This is a genomic window from Streptomyces sp. NPDC002845 (assembly GCF_053591955.1).
Genome location: NZ_JBSFUU010000016.1, coordinates 74372 through 89631 on the forward strand (window position 1 = coordinate 74372; position 15260 = coordinate 89631).

Annotated in this window: 13 protein-coding genes; 4 read left to right on the top strand and 9 right to left on the bottom strand. The window is 71.9% G+C overall.

Annotated elements, in window-relative coordinates:
- Positions 1-31: 31 nt before the first annotated feature.
- Positions 32-1561, bottom strand: coding sequence for a diaminobutyrate--2-oxoglutarate transaminase family protein (locus ACWD3C_RS14275; protein WP_451143584.1), 1530 nt, complete (start codon positions 1559-1561; stop codon positions 32-34).
- Between the two features lie 365 nt (positions 1562-1926).
- Here ACWD3C_RS14275 and ACWD3C_RS14280 point away from each other — a divergent pair, with 365 nt between their 5' ends.
- Together ACWD3C_RS14280 and ACWD3C_RS14285 are read left to right on the top strand one after the other, a co-directional pair.
- Positions 1927-3138: a trypsin-like serine peptidase gene (locus ACWD3C_RS14280; RefSeq protein ID WP_451143586.1), complete on the top strand. Its 1212-nt coding sequence runs from the start codon at positions 1927-1929 to the stop codon at positions 3136-3138.
- A gap of 297 nt (positions 3139-3435) precedes the next feature.
- Positions 3436-4662: a trypsin-like serine peptidase gene (locus ACWD3C_RS14285; protein ID WP_451143588.1), complete on the top strand. Its 1227-nt coding sequence runs from the start codon at positions 3436-3438 to the stop codon at positions 4660-4662.
- A 72-nt stretch (positions 4663-4734) separates the two neighbouring features.
- Here the strand turns inward: ACWD3C_RS14285 and hflX are convergent, their stop codons facing one another.
- From hflX to miaA, 6 genes are all read right to left on the bottom strand, one after another.
- The gene (gene hflX / locus ACWD3C_RS14290; RefSeq protein WP_451143590.1) at positions 4735-6231 is read right to left on the bottom strand and encodes a GTPase HflX; all 1497 of its coding nucleotides are present in this window, start codon (positions 6229-6231) and stop codon (positions 4735-4737) included.
- Between the two features lie 230 nt (positions 6232-6461).
- Complete coding sequence (locus ACWD3C_RS14295) at positions 6462-7982, bottom strand: M1 family metallopeptidase (protein ID WP_451143592.1); 1521 nt, start codon at positions 7980-7982, stop codon at positions 6462-6464.
- 99 nt (positions 7983-8081) lie between these two features.
- Positions 8082-10226, bottom strand: coding sequence for a RelA/SpoT family protein (locus tag ACWD3C_RS14300; protein ID WP_451143594.1), 2145 nt, complete (start codon positions 10224-10226; stop codon positions 8082-8084).
- 405 nt (positions 10227-10631) lie between these two features.
- Positions 10632-11525 (bottom strand): diaminopimelate epimerase, encoded by an 894-nt coding sequence (gene dapF, locus ACWD3C_RS14305; protein ID WP_451143596.1) that lies wholly within the window; start codon positions 11523-11525, stop codon positions 10632-10634.
- Between the two features lie 49 nt (positions 11526-11574).
- Positions 11575-12102, bottom strand: coding sequence for a hypothetical protein (locus tag ACWD3C_RS14310; protein WP_451143686.1), 528 nt, complete (start codon positions 12100-12102; stop codon positions 11575-11577).
- Positions 12103-12210: 108 nt separating this feature from the next.
- Complete coding sequence (miaA, locus tag ACWD3C_RS14315) at positions 12211-13149, bottom strand: tRNA (adenosine(37)-N6)-dimethylallyltransferase MiaA (RefSeq protein ID WP_451143598.1); 939 nt, start codon at positions 13147-13149, stop codon at positions 12211-12213.
- A gap of 182 nt (positions 13150-13331) precedes the next feature.
- On the opposite strand from miaA, the gene ACWD3C_RS14320 reads away from it, so the two are divergent.
- Both ACWD3C_RS14320 and ACWD3C_RS14325 read left to right on the top strand, forming a co-directional pair.
- On the top strand, positions 13332-13628 hold the full coding sequence (locus ACWD3C_RS14320) for a hypothetical protein (protein ID WP_451143600.1): 297 nt from the start codon (positions 13332-13334) through the stop codon (positions 13626-13628).
- 24 nt (positions 13629-13652) lie between these two features.
- Positions 13653-13898, top strand: a complete 246-nt coding sequence (locus ACWD3C_RS14325) for an antitoxin (protein ID WP_451143602.1) — start codon at positions 13653-13655, stop codon at positions 13896-13898.
- 120 nt (positions 13899-14018) lie between these two features.
- Here the strand turns inward: ACWD3C_RS14325 and ACWD3C_RS14330 are convergent, their stop codons facing one another.
- Positions 14019-14738, bottom strand: coding sequence for a class III extradiol dioxygenase subunit B-like domain-containing protein (locus ACWD3C_RS14330; RefSeq protein WP_451143604.1), 720 nt, complete (start codon positions 14736-14738; stop codon positions 14019-14021).
- Positions 14739-14823: 85 nt separating this feature from the next.
- Positions 14824-15219 (bottom strand): hypothetical protein, encoded by a 396-nt coding sequence (locus ACWD3C_RS14335; protein WP_451143606.1) that lies wholly within the window; start codon positions 15217-15219, stop codon positions 14824-14826.
- Between the last annotated feature and the right edge of the window lie 41 nt (positions 15220-15260).

The window sequence follows — 15260 nt, forward strand, 5'->3', positions numbered from 1 at the left end:
CCGCGCCCGGCGGTGGCCCAGTGCCGTACGGCTATCCGGTCCGCCGGGTGGGGTGGCACCGGTCACCGGGGGCGGCATCGGCGGCCGGTTCGTCCGGTGGGCTCCACCCGCTGTGTTTGGTCTCCCCGGTGCCTCGTGGCGCCCGGGCCACGGCGCCCACCGCGTCGGCGAGCCGGTCGAGGACGGCGTTGGCCTGTTCGTCCGTGATGGTCAGGGGTGGGAGGAGGCGTACGACGCCGGCGTGGCGGCCGCCCAGTTCGACGATCAGCCCGCGTCGCAGGCACTCGCGCTGTACAGCGGCGGCGAGTTCGGGAGAGGCAGGGCGAGGGCCGCCGGTGGGGTCCGGCGAGGCTGCTTCCGGGTCGACCAGTTCGATACCGATCATCAGGCCCCGCCCCCGTACGTCACCGACGCAGGCGAACTCCGCTTCCAGGCCCCGGAGCTGGGCGAGCATCCGGGCGCCCAGGGTGGCGGCGCGGTCGGCGAGGCCGTGCTCGCGTACATAGGCGAGGGTGGCCGTGCCTGCGGCCATGGCGAGTTGGTTGCCGCGGAACGTGCCCGCGTGGTCGCCGGGTTGCCAGGCGTCGAGGTCGTCGCGGTAGACCACGACGGCCAGCGGGAGGCTGCCGCCGATGGCCTTGGAGAGGACCATCACGTCGGGGACGACACCGCTGTGCTCGACCGCCCAGAAGCGGCCCGTGCGGCCCACCCCCGTCTGGACCTCGTCGGCGATGAGCGGGATGGAGCGCGCGGCGGTGATCTCGCGCATGCGGCGCATCCAGTCGTCCGGCGCCGGGATGACACCGCCCTCGCCCTGGACCGGTTCGAGGATCATCCCGGCGGGCAGCGGAACGCCGGACTTGACGTCGTCGAGGACGGACTCGGTCCAGCGGGCGGCGAGTTCGGCGCCGCGTTCGCCGCCGATACCGAAGGGGCAACGGTACTCCTGGGGGTACGGCAGGCGTGCGACCCGTACATCGGGCGCTCCCCCGGACGCGTCGAGCGCTCCCGCGGTCATCCCGTGGTAGGCGCCGGTGAAGGCGAGCAGCCCGGTGCGTCCGGTCGCGGCGCGCACCAGCTTGAACGCGGCCTCCACCGCGTCCGTCCCGGCGGGCCCGCAGAACTGCACGCGCGCGCGGTCGGCGAGCCCGGGCGGCAGCGTGCGGAACAGTTCCGTGGTGAAGGCGTCCTTGGCGGGGGTGGCCAAGTCGAGGACGTGCAACGGCGCTCCCGAGTCGAGCACCTTGCGGATCGCCTCCAGCACCACAGGGTGGTTGTGGCCGAGGGCCAGGGTGCCCGCGCCGGAGAGACAGTCGAGGTAACGGCGCCCGTCGGCGCCCTCGATCGTCAGTCCGCGTGCCCGCACGGGCACGATCGGCAGGGCGCGCGCATAGGTGCGTGCCGCCGATTCGCGCGCCGCCTGCCGCCGCAGAATCCCCTCGTGCGCCGCGCGCGCCGGTCCGGCCTCGCGCCGGGCGTGCGCTCCCTCGTCCTCACGCTCCGGGAGCGCCCCCTCGGGCCCGCTCCCCACAGACGCCACCGCAGACTCGGTCGCAGCCACGACGACAGTTCCTCCCGCTGTTCACCGGCGAGTTGGCAAGGGGGCACCGAGCACCGGCGGGTTCCCCATCCGTACCAACGACGCGCTCCGCGAGGGGAAGCGGGTAAGTCGAAGATCCTTGCCGTGACGGAACCGTTGCCGTTCCATCGGATGTCCCCCACAGCGACCGCATAGTGTGTGATGCCGTTCCGAAAGAACACGGTTCGGCGGATCCGCACCAAGCCGCATGCGTGGACGAACGCGTACGAAGAAGAAGACGTACGGCAAGGTCGTACGCCGGGCCGACGACGTACGACACGACCGCGGCGATGTGCGTGACCGCTCCGGCAGCACAGAGTTCGCTCATACCAGGGGGAGTTCAGCCCATGCGACCCATACGCCCGCCCTTCGCCGCTCATCGTGGGAGGGGCGCGCGCCGCAGAACCTCCCCCGTGCTGGCCGCCGTCGGCCTCGCCACCGCGCTCGCGCTGACCGCCACCGCGTGCAAGTCGGGCGACGACACGGCCGCCGACGTCGCCGCCTCCCAGGGCAGCGACGGCAAGATCCAGATCCCGGACGACCTCAAGGAAAAGCTCAAGGATCACGGGATCGATCTCGACCGGTGGAAGAACGGCGCCTGGAAGGACTGGGACAAGGACGACTGGCTGCGCGAGGCCGAGGACTTCGTCAACCCGATCATCGAGAACCTGTGGGACCCGGACCGGATGCGCGAGGCCGAGGAGCCGGAGAAGGAGGTCGACGAGAACGACCTCACCGGTGACCAGGGTGTCACCGACCCGACCCCGAGGGCGGTGGAGGCCGAGGCGGTGCCGGTGACGTACCACGACAACGTGCCCGAGGCGGGCAAGGTGTTCTTCGACTCCCCCGCGGGCACGATGGTCTGCTCGGCGACCGTGGTGAAGGACCCGGCGAACCCCGGCAAGTCGAACATGGTGTGGACCGCGGGTCACTGTGTGCACGCCGGCAAGTCGGGCGGCTGGTACCGCAACATCGTCTTCGTACCCTCGTACAACAACGACGGTATGACGACGGAGGAGTTGGCGTCGGCCACCAAGGAGGAGGTCGCTCCGTACGGCGTCTGGTGGGGTGACTGGGCGCAGACCTCGGACCAGTGGATCGAGCAGGGCGGTGCGACGGGCGGTGACGGCGCGTCGTACGACTTCGCGGTCATCCATGTGACGCCGGAGGAGGGCAGCGGCGGCAAGTCTCTGGAGGAGATGGTCGGTTCGGCGCTTCCGGTGGACTTCGACGCGCCGGCCGTGCCGCAGGTGGAGAGCATCACCGCGACCGGCTACCCGGCGGCGGCTCCGTTCGACGGCGAGACCATGTACCAGTGCACGGACAGGCCCGGACGGCTGTCGCTGGCGAAGTCGGACCCGACGATGTACCGCATCGGCTGCACCATGACCGCCGGTTCGTCCGGCGGCGGCTGGGTGGCGGCCGGCTCGGACGGGCAGCCCACGCTGGTGTCCAACACCTCGATCGGCCCGGTGACCTCGGGCTGGCTGGCGGGCCCCCGGCTGGGCAAGGACGCCGAGGGCGTGTACAACGCGGTGAGCGAGAAGTTCGCCGGCTGAGCGCTCCGCTGGGAGCAGGGTGATGAACCTGCGGGCCGGTGGGGGCTGGTCGCGCCCACGCGGCGGAGCCGCATATCGATACCAGCCATCGATACAGCCCTGCGCCCCTTACGGAGCGCGGTACCGCCGCGGACTTCGCCGAGGCCGCTTGGCGAGGGCTGTGACGCCGGGGCCGTAACCGGTCATGGGTGAAAGGCGGTTGGGTGGGGTGGAGACACCGCGCCCAACCGCCTTTCGTCTCTCCCAGAGCCCCGTCAATAGGGGCGTGCCGTACGGAAGATTCCGGGGGTCAGCATCATGTGTTCCTCACCTCGGCGGCGAGCGCGGCACCGCGTTCTCGCCGCCACCGCACTCCTCGCGGCCCTGGCGGTCGCGGCGACCGCCTGCACCGACGACGGCAGCGGCGCGAACGGCAAGCCGGACGCCGGCCCGACCCCGGCCCGGACCACGAAAACGGACACGAAAACGGACATGGACGCGGACGCGGATTCCGGCGGCAGCCTCGCCGACGCCCTCCCCGACAGGCTCAGGGAGCACGGCATCGACGTCGACGACTGGGCGGACGGCGGCTGGAAGGACTGGGACCGGGACAAGTGGCTCAATGAGGCCGAGGACTTCGTCAACCCGGTCATCGAGGGTCTGTGGGGCCCGGAGCGGATGCGGTCCGCCGAGGAGGCGAACAAGACGGTCTCGACGCAGGACGCCTACGCCGACGAGGGCATCAGCGATCCCGTTCCGGCCCCGGTCGAGGCCACGCCCGAGCGGACGCCGTACCACGTGTACGCCGCCCCGGTCGGCAAGGTGTTCTTCGACTCCCCCGCGGGCGCGATGGTCTGTTCGGGCACGGTCGTCAAGGACGTGAACCACCCTGGCGAGTCCAACCTCGTGTGGACCGCGGGCCACTGCGTGCACGCGGGCGGCAGCGGCGGCTGGTTCCGCAACATCGCCTTCGTCCCGGCCTACAACGACCTCGGCAAGTCCGCGTCCGAGCTGGCCGGCGCCACCGAGCAGGAGATCGCCCCGTACGGCCAGTGGTGGGCGGACTGGGCCGCGACCTCCGACGAGTGGATCGCGGGCGGGGCGGACACGGGCGGGGCGGGCGCCGCGTACGACTACGCGGTCCTGCATGTGCGGCCCGAATCCGGGGCCCGGTCCCTGGAGGAAACGGTCGGCGCGGCCCTGGACATGGACTTCTCCACGCCGTCCGCCTCCGAGGTCGACGCGATGGGCGCCTGGGGCTACCCGGCGGCGCCGCCGTACAGCGGTCTGCGGATGTTCAAGTGCGTGGACCGTCCCGGACGTCTCTCGCTCGGCTCCGCTCTGCCGACGTTGTACCGCATCGGCTGCACCATGACCGGCGGTTCCTCGGGCGGCGGCTGGTTCCGCGTCGTCGACGGGGCGACCCGGCTCGTCTCGAACACGTCGATCGGCCCGGCCGACAACACCTGGCTCGCGGGGCCCCGGCTCGGGGCTGGGGCCGAGCAGCTGTACCGGACGATGAGCAGGGAGTACGGCGGCCGGTAGCGGACCCGGTGACAACGAACCCCCGCCCTCTGCGCGAGGGGGCGGGGGTTCGTACGCAGTGCCTATGGCAGGTCAGACCGCCGGTGCCGGAACGTACGGCGCCAGCTCCGCCGCCAGTTCCTCGTGCACCCGCACGTTGAGCAGCGTGCCCTCCGGGGTGTGCTCCTCGGAGATCACCTCGCCCTCGGTGTGGGCGCGGGCGACGAGCTTGCCGAGCGTGTACGGCACGAGCGCCTCGATCTCGACCGAGGGGCGGGGCAGTTCGTTGTCGATCAGCCCGAGCAGTTCCTCGATACCCTGGCCGGTGCGGGCCGAGACCGCGATGGAGCGTTTCTCGATCCGCAGCAGCCGCTGGAGCACCAGCGGGTCGGCCGCGTCGGCCTTGTTGATCACGACGATCTCGGGTACGCCGGTGGCGCCGACGTCCCGGATCACCTCACGTACGGCGGCCAGCTGCTCCTCCGGCGCCGGGTGCGAACCGTCCACGACGTGCACGATCAGGTCGGAGTCCCCGACCTCCTCCATCGTGGAGCGGAACGCCTCGACGAGGTGGTGCGGCAGGTGCCGGACAAATCCGACGGTGTCCGCCAGCGTGTACAGCCGCCCGCTCGGGGTCTCGGCCCGGCGCACGGTCGGGTCGAGGGTCGCGAACAGGGCGTTCTCGACCAGGACGCCCGCGCCGGTGAGGCGGTTGAGCAGGGAGGACTTGCCCGCGTTGGTGTAGCCGACGATGGCGACCGACGGCACCTTGTTGCGCCGTCGCTCCTGGCGCTTGATCTCGCGGCCGGTCTTCATGTCCGCGATCTCCCGGCGCATCTTCGCCATCTTCTCGCGGATCCGTCGCCGGTCCGTCTCGATCTTGGTCTCACCGGGACCACGGGTGGCGAGGCCGCCGCCCTTGCCGCCGCCCATCTGCCGGGACAGCGACTGACCCCAGCCGCGCAGCCTCGGCAGCATGTACTGCATCTGCGCGAGCGCGACCTGTGCCTTGCCCTCGCGGGACTTGGCGTGCTGGGCGAAGATGTCGAGGATCAGGGCCGTACGGTCGATGACCTTGACCTTGACGACGTCTTCGAGGTGGATCAGCTGGCCCGGGCTGAGTTCACCGTCGCAGATGACGGTGTCGGCGCCGGTCTCCAGGACGATGTCCCGCAGCTCGGTCGCCTTGCCGGAGCCGATGTAGGTGGCCGCGTCGGGCTTGTCGCGGCGCTGGATGACGCCGTCGAGCACGAGCGCGCCCGCGGTCTCCGCGAGGGCGGCCAGCTCCGCGAGGGAGTTGTCCGCGTCCTGCGCGGTCCCCGAGGTCCACACCCCGACGAGAACGACCCGCTCCAGGCGGAGCTGGCGGTACTCGACCTCGGTGACGTCCTCGAGCTCGGTGGAGAGGCCCGCGACGCGGCGCAGGGCCGCGCGCTCGGAGCGGTCGAACTGGTCGCCGTCCCGCTCGCCGTCGATCTCGAAGCTCCAGGCGACGTCCTCTTCCATCAGGGCATCGGCCCGAAGACCTTCGGGGTTGTTCTGCGCGAACGCGTGCTGCGCGGCCTGGGAAGAGAATGAAGAGGAGGTCATTGGGTCCTTACGTCGATGGGGATACCGATGGGTCGACGGACTTCGCCGGTCCTGGTCGGTCCTCGGTCCGTCACTTGCGACAACGTGTGGGGCACCTGTGGAATTCCCGGAACCGGCCCCGGCCAACCCGGAGCCGCCCCCTAGGGGGCACCTGCGGGGGCCGAGCCGCGCCGTCGACCCGACGATGGTCGCACGGCACGGCCCGTCTCGTCATCCAGGTTATTGCGGGGCTAAGCGTGCTGTCCGGCGGACAGGCCCTGGTCCGCCGCCTGCGACGACTTCCAGTCCGGGTGACCGGGCATCGGCGGGGTCTTCTCCTCGTACAGCCAGGCGTGGAAGAAATCGCCCAGGTCGCGCCCGGCGATGGCGGAGGCGAGGTCCCGGAAGTCGGACGTCGAGGCCACCGAGTCGCGGTGGACGCTCACCCAGGCCCGCTGCAGCCGCTCGAAGGCGGGGCGGCCGATCTCCTCGCGCAGGGCGTAGAGGAAGAGCGCGGCCCCGTCGTAGACGTTCGCCCTGAAGATGCCGATCTTCTGGCCGGGCTTGGGCGCCTTGGGTGCCGCCGGCGGTCCTCCGGCGGCCCGCCAGCGGTCGGAGGCGCCGTAGGCGGCCTTCATGCGGGCCTCCATGGGCTTGCCGGCCTTCTCCTCCGCGTAGAGGGCCTCGTACCAGGTGGCGTGGCCCTCGTTGAGCCACAGGTCGGACCAGGTGCGCGGGCTGACGCTGTTGCCGAACCACTGGTGGGCCAGCTCGTGCACCATGATCGAGTCGACGTACCACTCCGGGTACTCGGGGCGGGTGAAGAGCTCTCTCTCGAAGAGAGAGAGTGTCTGTGTCTCCAGTTCGAAGCCCGTCCGCGCGTCGGCGATCAGGAGCCCGTACGCCTCCAGCGGGTACCGGCCGACCTTCTCCTCCATCCACGCGATCTGGCCGGGGGTCTTCCTGAGCCACGGTTCCAGCGCCTCGCGGTCCTTCGTGGGGACGACGTCGCGTACGAGCAGGCCGTGCGGTCCACCGCGGCGCAGCACGGTGGAGCGGCCGATGGAGACCTGGGCCAGTTCGGTGGCCATGGGGTGCTGGGTGCGATACGTCCAGGTGGTGGCCCCGGGGGCGCGGTCCTCCCCGGCGGGCAGCCCGTTGGCGACGGCGGTGTAGCCCTGGGGCGCGGTGACCCGGATGGTGAACATGGCCTTGTCGGAGGGGTGGTCGTTGCACGGGAACACCAGGTGGGCGGCGTCGGCCTGGTTGGCCATCGCGAGCCCGTCGCCGGTCCGGATCCAGCCGCCCTCCTTGCCCTCGCCGTACACGGGGTCACTGGTGTGCCGCACGGTGATCCGCAGTGGGCTGCCCTCGGCCAGCGGTGCCCCTGGGGTGAGGACGAGGTCCTCACCCGCGCTGGTGAAGTCGGCGGGCGCGCCGTTGACCTCGGCCGAGCGCACGGTGCCGTGCGAGAAGTCGAGGTTGACGCGGTCCAGGGCGGAGGTCGCGTACGCCTCGATGGTGGTGACGGCCTCCAGCGGCTTGTTGTTCGTGCCGGAATAGGTGAAGGCGAGGTCGTACGACTCCACGTCGTATCCCGGGTTGCCGAGGTGCGGGAAGAGCCGGTCGCCGACGCCGAGGGGCGTGGCCGGGGCGCCGGCGGCGATCAGGCAGACGGAGACGGCGAAGGCGAGCAGCGCGGCCTTGGCGCGCCGGATCCTGGGGCGCGAGGTTCTCGGGTGGGGGATCCCTTGACGGGGGGTGAGCAGCATGGACCACGGCTACCAGCGCCCGTCCGCTCCACGGCGGCGACGCGCGACGGGCCCACTCGAACGGGGTCGTCCTCCCCCGACCCCTCGGGCTCCCCGGGCTTACTGTGCGGCCGCCGCCTGGTGCTGTGCGCGCCCCACGTCGTACACGCCCGCCACGTTCCGCATGGCCCGCATGAGGCCGGGGAGGTGGGCGGCGTCGGGGAGTTGGAGCGTGTAGGTGTGGCGGACGCGCTGCTGGGTCGGGGGCTCGACGGTGGCCGAGACGATGGCGACGCCCTCCAGGGCGATGGCCTCGGTGAGGTCGGCGAGGAGGTGCGGGCGCTGGAAGGACTCGGCGACGAGCGTGACACGGCACTCCGCGGTCTCGCCCCAGCTCACGCCGACCTCCGCGCGCCCCGCGCTCTTCATGCGCTCCGCTCCGGCGCACTCGACCCGGTGAACGGTGACCGCTCCCCCGCGTACGGCGAAGCCGGTGATCTCGTCGGGCGGTACGGGCGTACAGCAGCCGGCGAGGCGTACGGTCGCGCCGGGCTGGTCGACGACGGCGTTCGCGGCGGCCGGGCGGGCGGCGGGCGGGCCGTCGGGGACGGGGCGCCCGGCGGGACCACCGGACGTACCGGGTGCGGTCGCCTCGGCGGGCTCCTCGCCCGGCGCGGGGTGCGTGGCCAGCCAGCGCTGGATGGCGATCCGCGCGGCGGGCGTGTGCGCGTGCTCCAGCCACTCCTTGGAGGGCTCCGAGGCCGGGTCCTGGCCCATGAGGAGCTGGACGGTGTCGCCGTCCTTCAGGACCGTACTCAGCGTCGCCAGGCGGCCGTTCAGGCGCGCGCCGATGCAGGCGTGCGCGTCCTCGCCGTACTGCGCGTAGGCGGCGTCCACGCAGCTGGCGCCCTCGGGGAGCCCCAACGTGCCGCCGTCGGGCCGGAAGACGGTGATCTCGCGGTCCTGGGCGAGGTCCTCGCGCAGGGTGGACCAGAACGTGTCGGTGTCCGGCGCCGCTTCCTGCCAGTCGAGGAGCCGGGAGAGCCAGCCGGGGCGGGTGGGGTCGGCGCGCTCGCCGTCGCGTTCGGCCTGCTCTTCCGAAGGAGGAGCGTAGGGATTGCCGAGCGCGACGACACCGGCCTCGGCGACCTTGTGCATCTGGTGGGTGCGGATGAGGACTTCGGCGACCTCGCCGTCCTCGCGGGCGACGGCTGTGTGCAGCGACTGGTACAGGTTGAACTTCGGTACGGCGATGAAGTCCTTGAACTCCGAGACCACGGGCGTCATGCAGGTGTGGAGCTCGCCGAGGACCGCGTAGCAGTCGGCGTCCTCGTTGACGAGGACGAGGAGGCGGCCGAAGTCGGCGCCGCGCAGCTGTCCGCGTTTGCGTGAGGTGCGGTGGACGGAGACGAAGTGCCGTGGCCGGATGAGGACTTCGGCCTGGATGCCGGCCTCGCGCAGCACTCCGCGCACGTCTTCGGCGGTCTCCGCGAGCGGGTCGCCGGCACGGGCCGCGTTGTCGACGATGAGCTGTCTGGTGTGCTCGTACTCCTCGGGGTGCAGGATCGCGAACACGAGGTCTTCCAGCTCGGTCTTGAGCGCCTGGACGCCGAGCCGTTCGGCGAGGGGGATGAGGACGTCCCTCGTCACCTTGGCGATACGTTCCTGTTTCTCGGGGCGCATGACGCCCAGGGTGCGCATGTTGTGCAGCCGGTCGGCGAGTTTGATCGACATCACGCGGACGTCGTTGCCGGTGGCGACGAGCATCTTGCGGAAGGTCTCGGGCTCGGCGGCGGCTCCGTAGTCGACCTTCTCCAACTTCGTGACACCGTCGACGAGATAGCAGACCTCCTCGCCGAACTCCGCCCGCACCTGTTCCAGCGTCACGTCCGTGTCCTCGACGGTGTCGTGGAGCAGAGAGGCCGTCAGGGTCGTTGTCTCGGCGCCGAGTTCGGCGAGGATCAGGGTGACGGCGAGCGGGTGTGTGATGTACGGCTCGCCGCTCTTGCGCATCTGGCCGCGGTGCGAGGACTCGGCGAGGACGTACGCCCGGCGCAGCGGTTCCAGGTCGGCTTCGGGGTGGTGGGCGCGGTGGGCGTCGACGACGTGGCCGATCGCGTCGGGCAGCCGGTCGCGGGCCGCCGTGCCGAGCAGCGCGGCCCGGCCGAGGCGGCGCAGATCGAGGCGGGGGCGGCTCTTCCTGCGCTGCGCTGTCGGCGCCGCAGGGGCGGGCGTTACGGCGGGGTTCGTGGCCTCCGCGCTCATGGGCACCTCCGGCTGCGTGGACCGGCGGACGGGTGCCCCATGGCGTACGGCGGCTCAGGGGCTCGCGTCGTTCCCCCGTCCGGGCCGGTGCTTGATGCTACCGAGCCCATCACGCTCGACCGACCGCCTCTCGCCGAGCGTGAAACGGATCACCCATTAGAGCGAAGGTTCAGGGGTTTATGGTTTCGAGTCATGGGAACAGGAGCCGTCCGTGCATTCGAACCGCCCCGGGCTTCCCTGGCTGCGGTTCCGAGCGTCTGAGGCCCCTGGAACTACGAAGCCGAGCCGCCGGACACCCGGCCACACCGCACTTTCCAGCCACTCGGAGCCGGTCTTGGTGACGATCATCACGGCCACCGGAGGCGCGGGGCCCTCCGGAGCCGCGCCGGCGAGCCGCCCGGCGCCTCAGCGCACCGCGACTTCCAGCCACTCCGCGTCGATCTCGCCCTCCGCCACGATGACCGCGGGCCCGGTCATCTCGATCTCGCCGTCCGGGCGCTCGGTGATCACCAGCGTTCCGCCGGGCACGTCGACCGTGTACGTCGCCGGGGCGCCCGTCACCGCCGGGTCGGCACCGTCACGGCGGGCCGTCGCCACGGCCACGGCACACGCGCCCGTGCCGCACGAGCGGGTCTCGCCGGCGCCGCGCTCGTGCACCCGCAGGGCAACATGGCGCGGGCCCCGGTCGACGACGAACTCGACGTTCACACCGTCCGGGTAGGCGGCGGCCGGGCTGAAGGGCGGTGGCCGGAACAGGTCGCCGGCGTGGGCGAGGTCGTCGACGAAGGCGACCGCGTGCGGGTTGCCCATGTTCACGTTCCGCGCGGGCCAGCTGCGCTCGCCGACGCTCACGGTGACGTCCCCTTCGGGGAGGCGTGCCCTGCCCATGCCGACCGTGATGTCGCCCGCGGCGGAGCCGCTGTCGGACACGGTCTTGGCGATATGGACGGTCTTCACTCCCCCGCGCGTGGCGACGGCCAGGTCGCCCTCGGTCACGTGACCGGCGCGCTGGAGGTAGCGGGCGAAGACCCGCGCCCCGTTGCCGCACATCTCGGCGATCGAGCCGTCGCCGTTGCGGTAGTCCATGAACCACTCCGCCTCGGCCGCCATCGCCTCGGCCTCGGGGTGCGCTGCGGACCGTACGACATGCAGCAGGCCGTCCCCGCCGATGCCCGCGCGCCGGTCGCACAGGGCGGCGACGGCGGCCGGGGGCAGGTCGATGGCGTTCTCGGGGTCGGGGACGATCACGAAGTCGTTCTCGGTCCCGTGGCCCTTGAGGAAGGCGATCCGCGTGCTCATGCCTCGATCGTACGGCGTGGGTACGACAGCCCCGGCCCGGCGGGCGGCGTCAGCGCAGCCGGGCCACGCGCCACACGGCGAGCACGACGACCGCGGCGACCACCACGGCGTACATCAGCACCACGCGCCAGTCGGGGCGGCGGCCGGAGCCGCGCTGGGGCAGACCGGGCCATGTGTGGCCGACGCGCCGGGCGGCCATCATGCCCCAGCCGGCCGCGCAGGAGCAGATCAGCAGGCCGAGCATGGCGACCACGGCGCCGCCGTCGCCGAACTCGAAGGCGAGCGGGAAGGCGAACATCAGGGAGCCGACCCCGGCCAGGGTCACGATGGGCGCGAGCTGCCAGATCCGCATCCGGCGCTGGGGGCGCAGCTCGACCTCGACCTCGGGACCCGGGGACATCTCGTCCGGTTCCGGTCCGTCGGCGGTCACGCCGCCCGGCGGCTGGTCGTCGGGTCCGTCGGAGCTCAAGGGGTCCCCGTCGGGGTCCACTCGGTACCCCTCGGGGACCAGCTGGTCCCCGGCCTGCGCGGTGTCCTGCTCCGCGCCCTGTGCGGTGTCACGAGGGCCGGCCTCCATCGCCACGCGCCCTCCCAACTCGGACTCCACTTGGTCGATCGAAGCTTGATGATGGCATGGTGCCGGACGCCCGGATGACGGCCGGAGCGTCCCGATGCCATGACGTGATCAGGCTGTAACCGGTCGTTCGACCAATGACAGGGCGAGCTGCGGAAGTTGTGTGAGATCCGCCGCACCTCCCTTGAGCCAATGCACCCGCGGATCGCGCCTGAACCACGAATCCTGGCGGCGCGCGAAGCGCTTGGTGGCACGGACGGTCTCGGCGCGCGCCTCGCCCTCGGTGCACTCCCCGGCGAGCGCGGCCAGGACCTGCTGGTAGCCGAGCGCGCGTGACGCCGTGCGCCCCTCGCGCAGCCCCTGCGCCTGCAGCGTGCCCACCTCGTCGACGAGCCCGGCCTCCCACATGCGGTCGACCCGGCAGGCGATGCGCTCGTCGAGCTCGGGGCGGGCGACGTCGACGCCGATCTGCACGGTGTCGTAGATCGAGTCGTGGCCGGGGAGGTTGGCGGTGAACGGCTTGCCGGTGATCTCGATCACTTCGAGGGCGCGGACGATACGGCGGCCGTTGCTGGGCAGGATCGCGTGGGCGGCCTCGGGGTCGGCGGCGGCCAGGCGGGCGTGCAGGGCACCCGAGCCGCGCAGGGTGAGTTCCTCCTCCAGGCGGGCCCGGACCTCGGGGTCGGTGCCGGGGAACTCCAGGTTGTCGACGGCTCCGCGGACATACAGCCCGGAGCCGCCTACCAGGATGGGCCAGCGGCCCTCGGCGAGCAGGGCGTCGATCCGCGCGCGGGCGAGCCGCTGGTACTCGGCGACGCTCGCGGTCACCGTCACGTCCCAGATGTCGAGCAGGTGGTGCGGGATGCCGCCGCGCTCCCCGGGCGTCAGCTTGGCGGTGCCGATGTCCATCCCCCGGTAGAGCTGCATCGAGTCGGCGTTGACGATCTCACCGCCGAGGCGCTGGGCGAGATGGACGCCCAGATCGGACTTTCCTGCCGCGGTCGGTCCGACGACGGCGATGACACGGGGGGCGGGGAGTGCGGTGCTCACCGACCCAGTCTCGCAAACCTCAAGGCCTCTCCTCGAACGAGTTACGTGACGTGACGGGTTCGGCTTCGTTGCCTGTTGCGAGGTTCGGACCGCCGGTTTCGAGTGCCGGTGACCCGGGCGACGCAATCGGACGCACCGGGCGACGCGGGATTTCGCCCGCACGAGTAACGTATGGAGTGGATATGGGAGTTTTTGCACGACTCTTCCGGGGTTCCAAGGCCACGGAGGAGACGTCAACCGCCGAGGCAGAGGCCGACACGCAGGCGGCCGAGACCGAGGCGGAGGGGTCACAGGAGCCGAAGGGATCGCCCGAGGCCGCCGCGGCGGAGCCCGAGGCCACGGCGGGCGAGGCCGTGGCGGAGGAGACCGTGGCGGAGGAGACCGGGGCCGCGGACGACGTGGAGATCCCCAAGCAGCAGACCGCCGACAAGGCCGCCGACAGCGAAGCCGGCGAGGGCGCCCGTACCAGTCCGAAGTGACCGACCCGCGCGGGAAGGTGAACCATGGGTCTCCTGGGTAATTTGAAGTCCAAACTCGCCCCGGCCAAGGGCAAGGTCTCGGACCTCGCGCAACAGCACGGGGGCAAGATCGAGCGTGGTCTCGACAAGGCCGCGAACGCGGTCGACAAGAAGACCAAGGGCAAGTACAGCGACAAGATCCACTCGGGTACGGGCAAGGCCAAGGGCGCCATGGACCGGCTCGCGCACAAGGACGACGGCGACACCACGCCACCGCCTCCGGTTTCCTGAGCGCCCTCGCACCGGCGCGGCATCACCTCGGCGGACGGCCGCGGAGCACATCCGGCTCCCGGCCGTCCGCCGTGTCGGGGGCGGTCGGGAGGCGGCGGCTTCAAGAGCCGTCGGAAGCCCTCAGGACCAGGCCGCCACCAGATACCCCACCCCGTACGGCGCGTCCTCGTACAGCAGGGAGCCTCCCAGGCCCGCGCCCTCGGCAGCGCCCGCGAGGACCTGCCAGGGGGCGCGGCCGGAGGCCTTGAGCTCGTGAGCCAACCCGGTGTCCAGTGCTTTCAGGGCCGCGACATCGGCCGAGGCCAGCGCGCGGGCGATCCGCTCGTCGAAACCGGCCGCGCGCTCGTCCAGGTACCCGGGCGCCTTGAGCGTGCGGCACGCGCTGCCGTCGCCCATGACCAGCAGGGCCACCCTCTCGGCCTGCGCGGCGACGTCCCTTCCGGCCTCGACGCAGCGCTCGGCCTCAAGAGGCTCTCCCACGCCGAGCCCCTCGACAGGGGCGTCGGACCAGCCCGTCCGCTCCAGCAGCCACGCGGCGACCGCGAGCGACGGCGGAAGCTCACGGTCCGCTGCCGCCGGGTCCGCCTTGTCGCTGCCGAGCCGTACGTCGAGGTCCACGCCGAAGCCGCAGAACGAGCCCCTCGCGCCCTCCGGGTACGGTCCGCGCCCGCTCTTCTCGGCGGGCCCGACCACGACGAGGCGGTGCGGACGGGCGGCGGCGAGCACCCCCAGCGCATCCGTGCACGCGGCCCGCGCGGCGTCCAGCTCGGGCGCGGCACCCGCGGCGACCTCGGGCACGAGGAGGGGCGGGCAGGGGCAGACTGCGGCGGCTACGAGCATGATCGGCAGCGTACGCCGCGAGGCTCTGTCGCCACATCCCGGCCAATCGCGTCACCAGCCTGTCCGGACAGGCTGGTGAGCCCGCTCAGCGCCCCCAGCGGGCTCGGCGTGCGGCGCGCTTGGCTGCCTTCTCGGCGGCCTTGCGTTCGGCCTCCGCCCGGCGTTGCGCCTCGCGGGCGGCCTCGGCCCGTTTGAGTTCCTCCTCGCTGTCGTACAGCAGCTCGGCGACCGTGAACCGGCAGCCGTACGACCGCATCGAGCCCTCGTTGACCAGCAGGAAGCCCTCGGCGGTCCGGTAGAGGCGGGTGCTGATCGGGTTCAGCGGATGCTGCGGGCCGTAGGAGCGGGCGCGCTTCTCCAGCCGGGCCACGGCCTGTTCCCTGGTGCCGGTGAGGTGCTCCAGGACCGTCGCCGAGTACGCCTTGCGCTCGCCGGTCCCGTCGGTCTCCTCGACGATCAGCCCCCAGCGCTTTTCGGACACGCTTTCCCCCACCCCGCTGTACGACTGCCCTTGCCGTACGA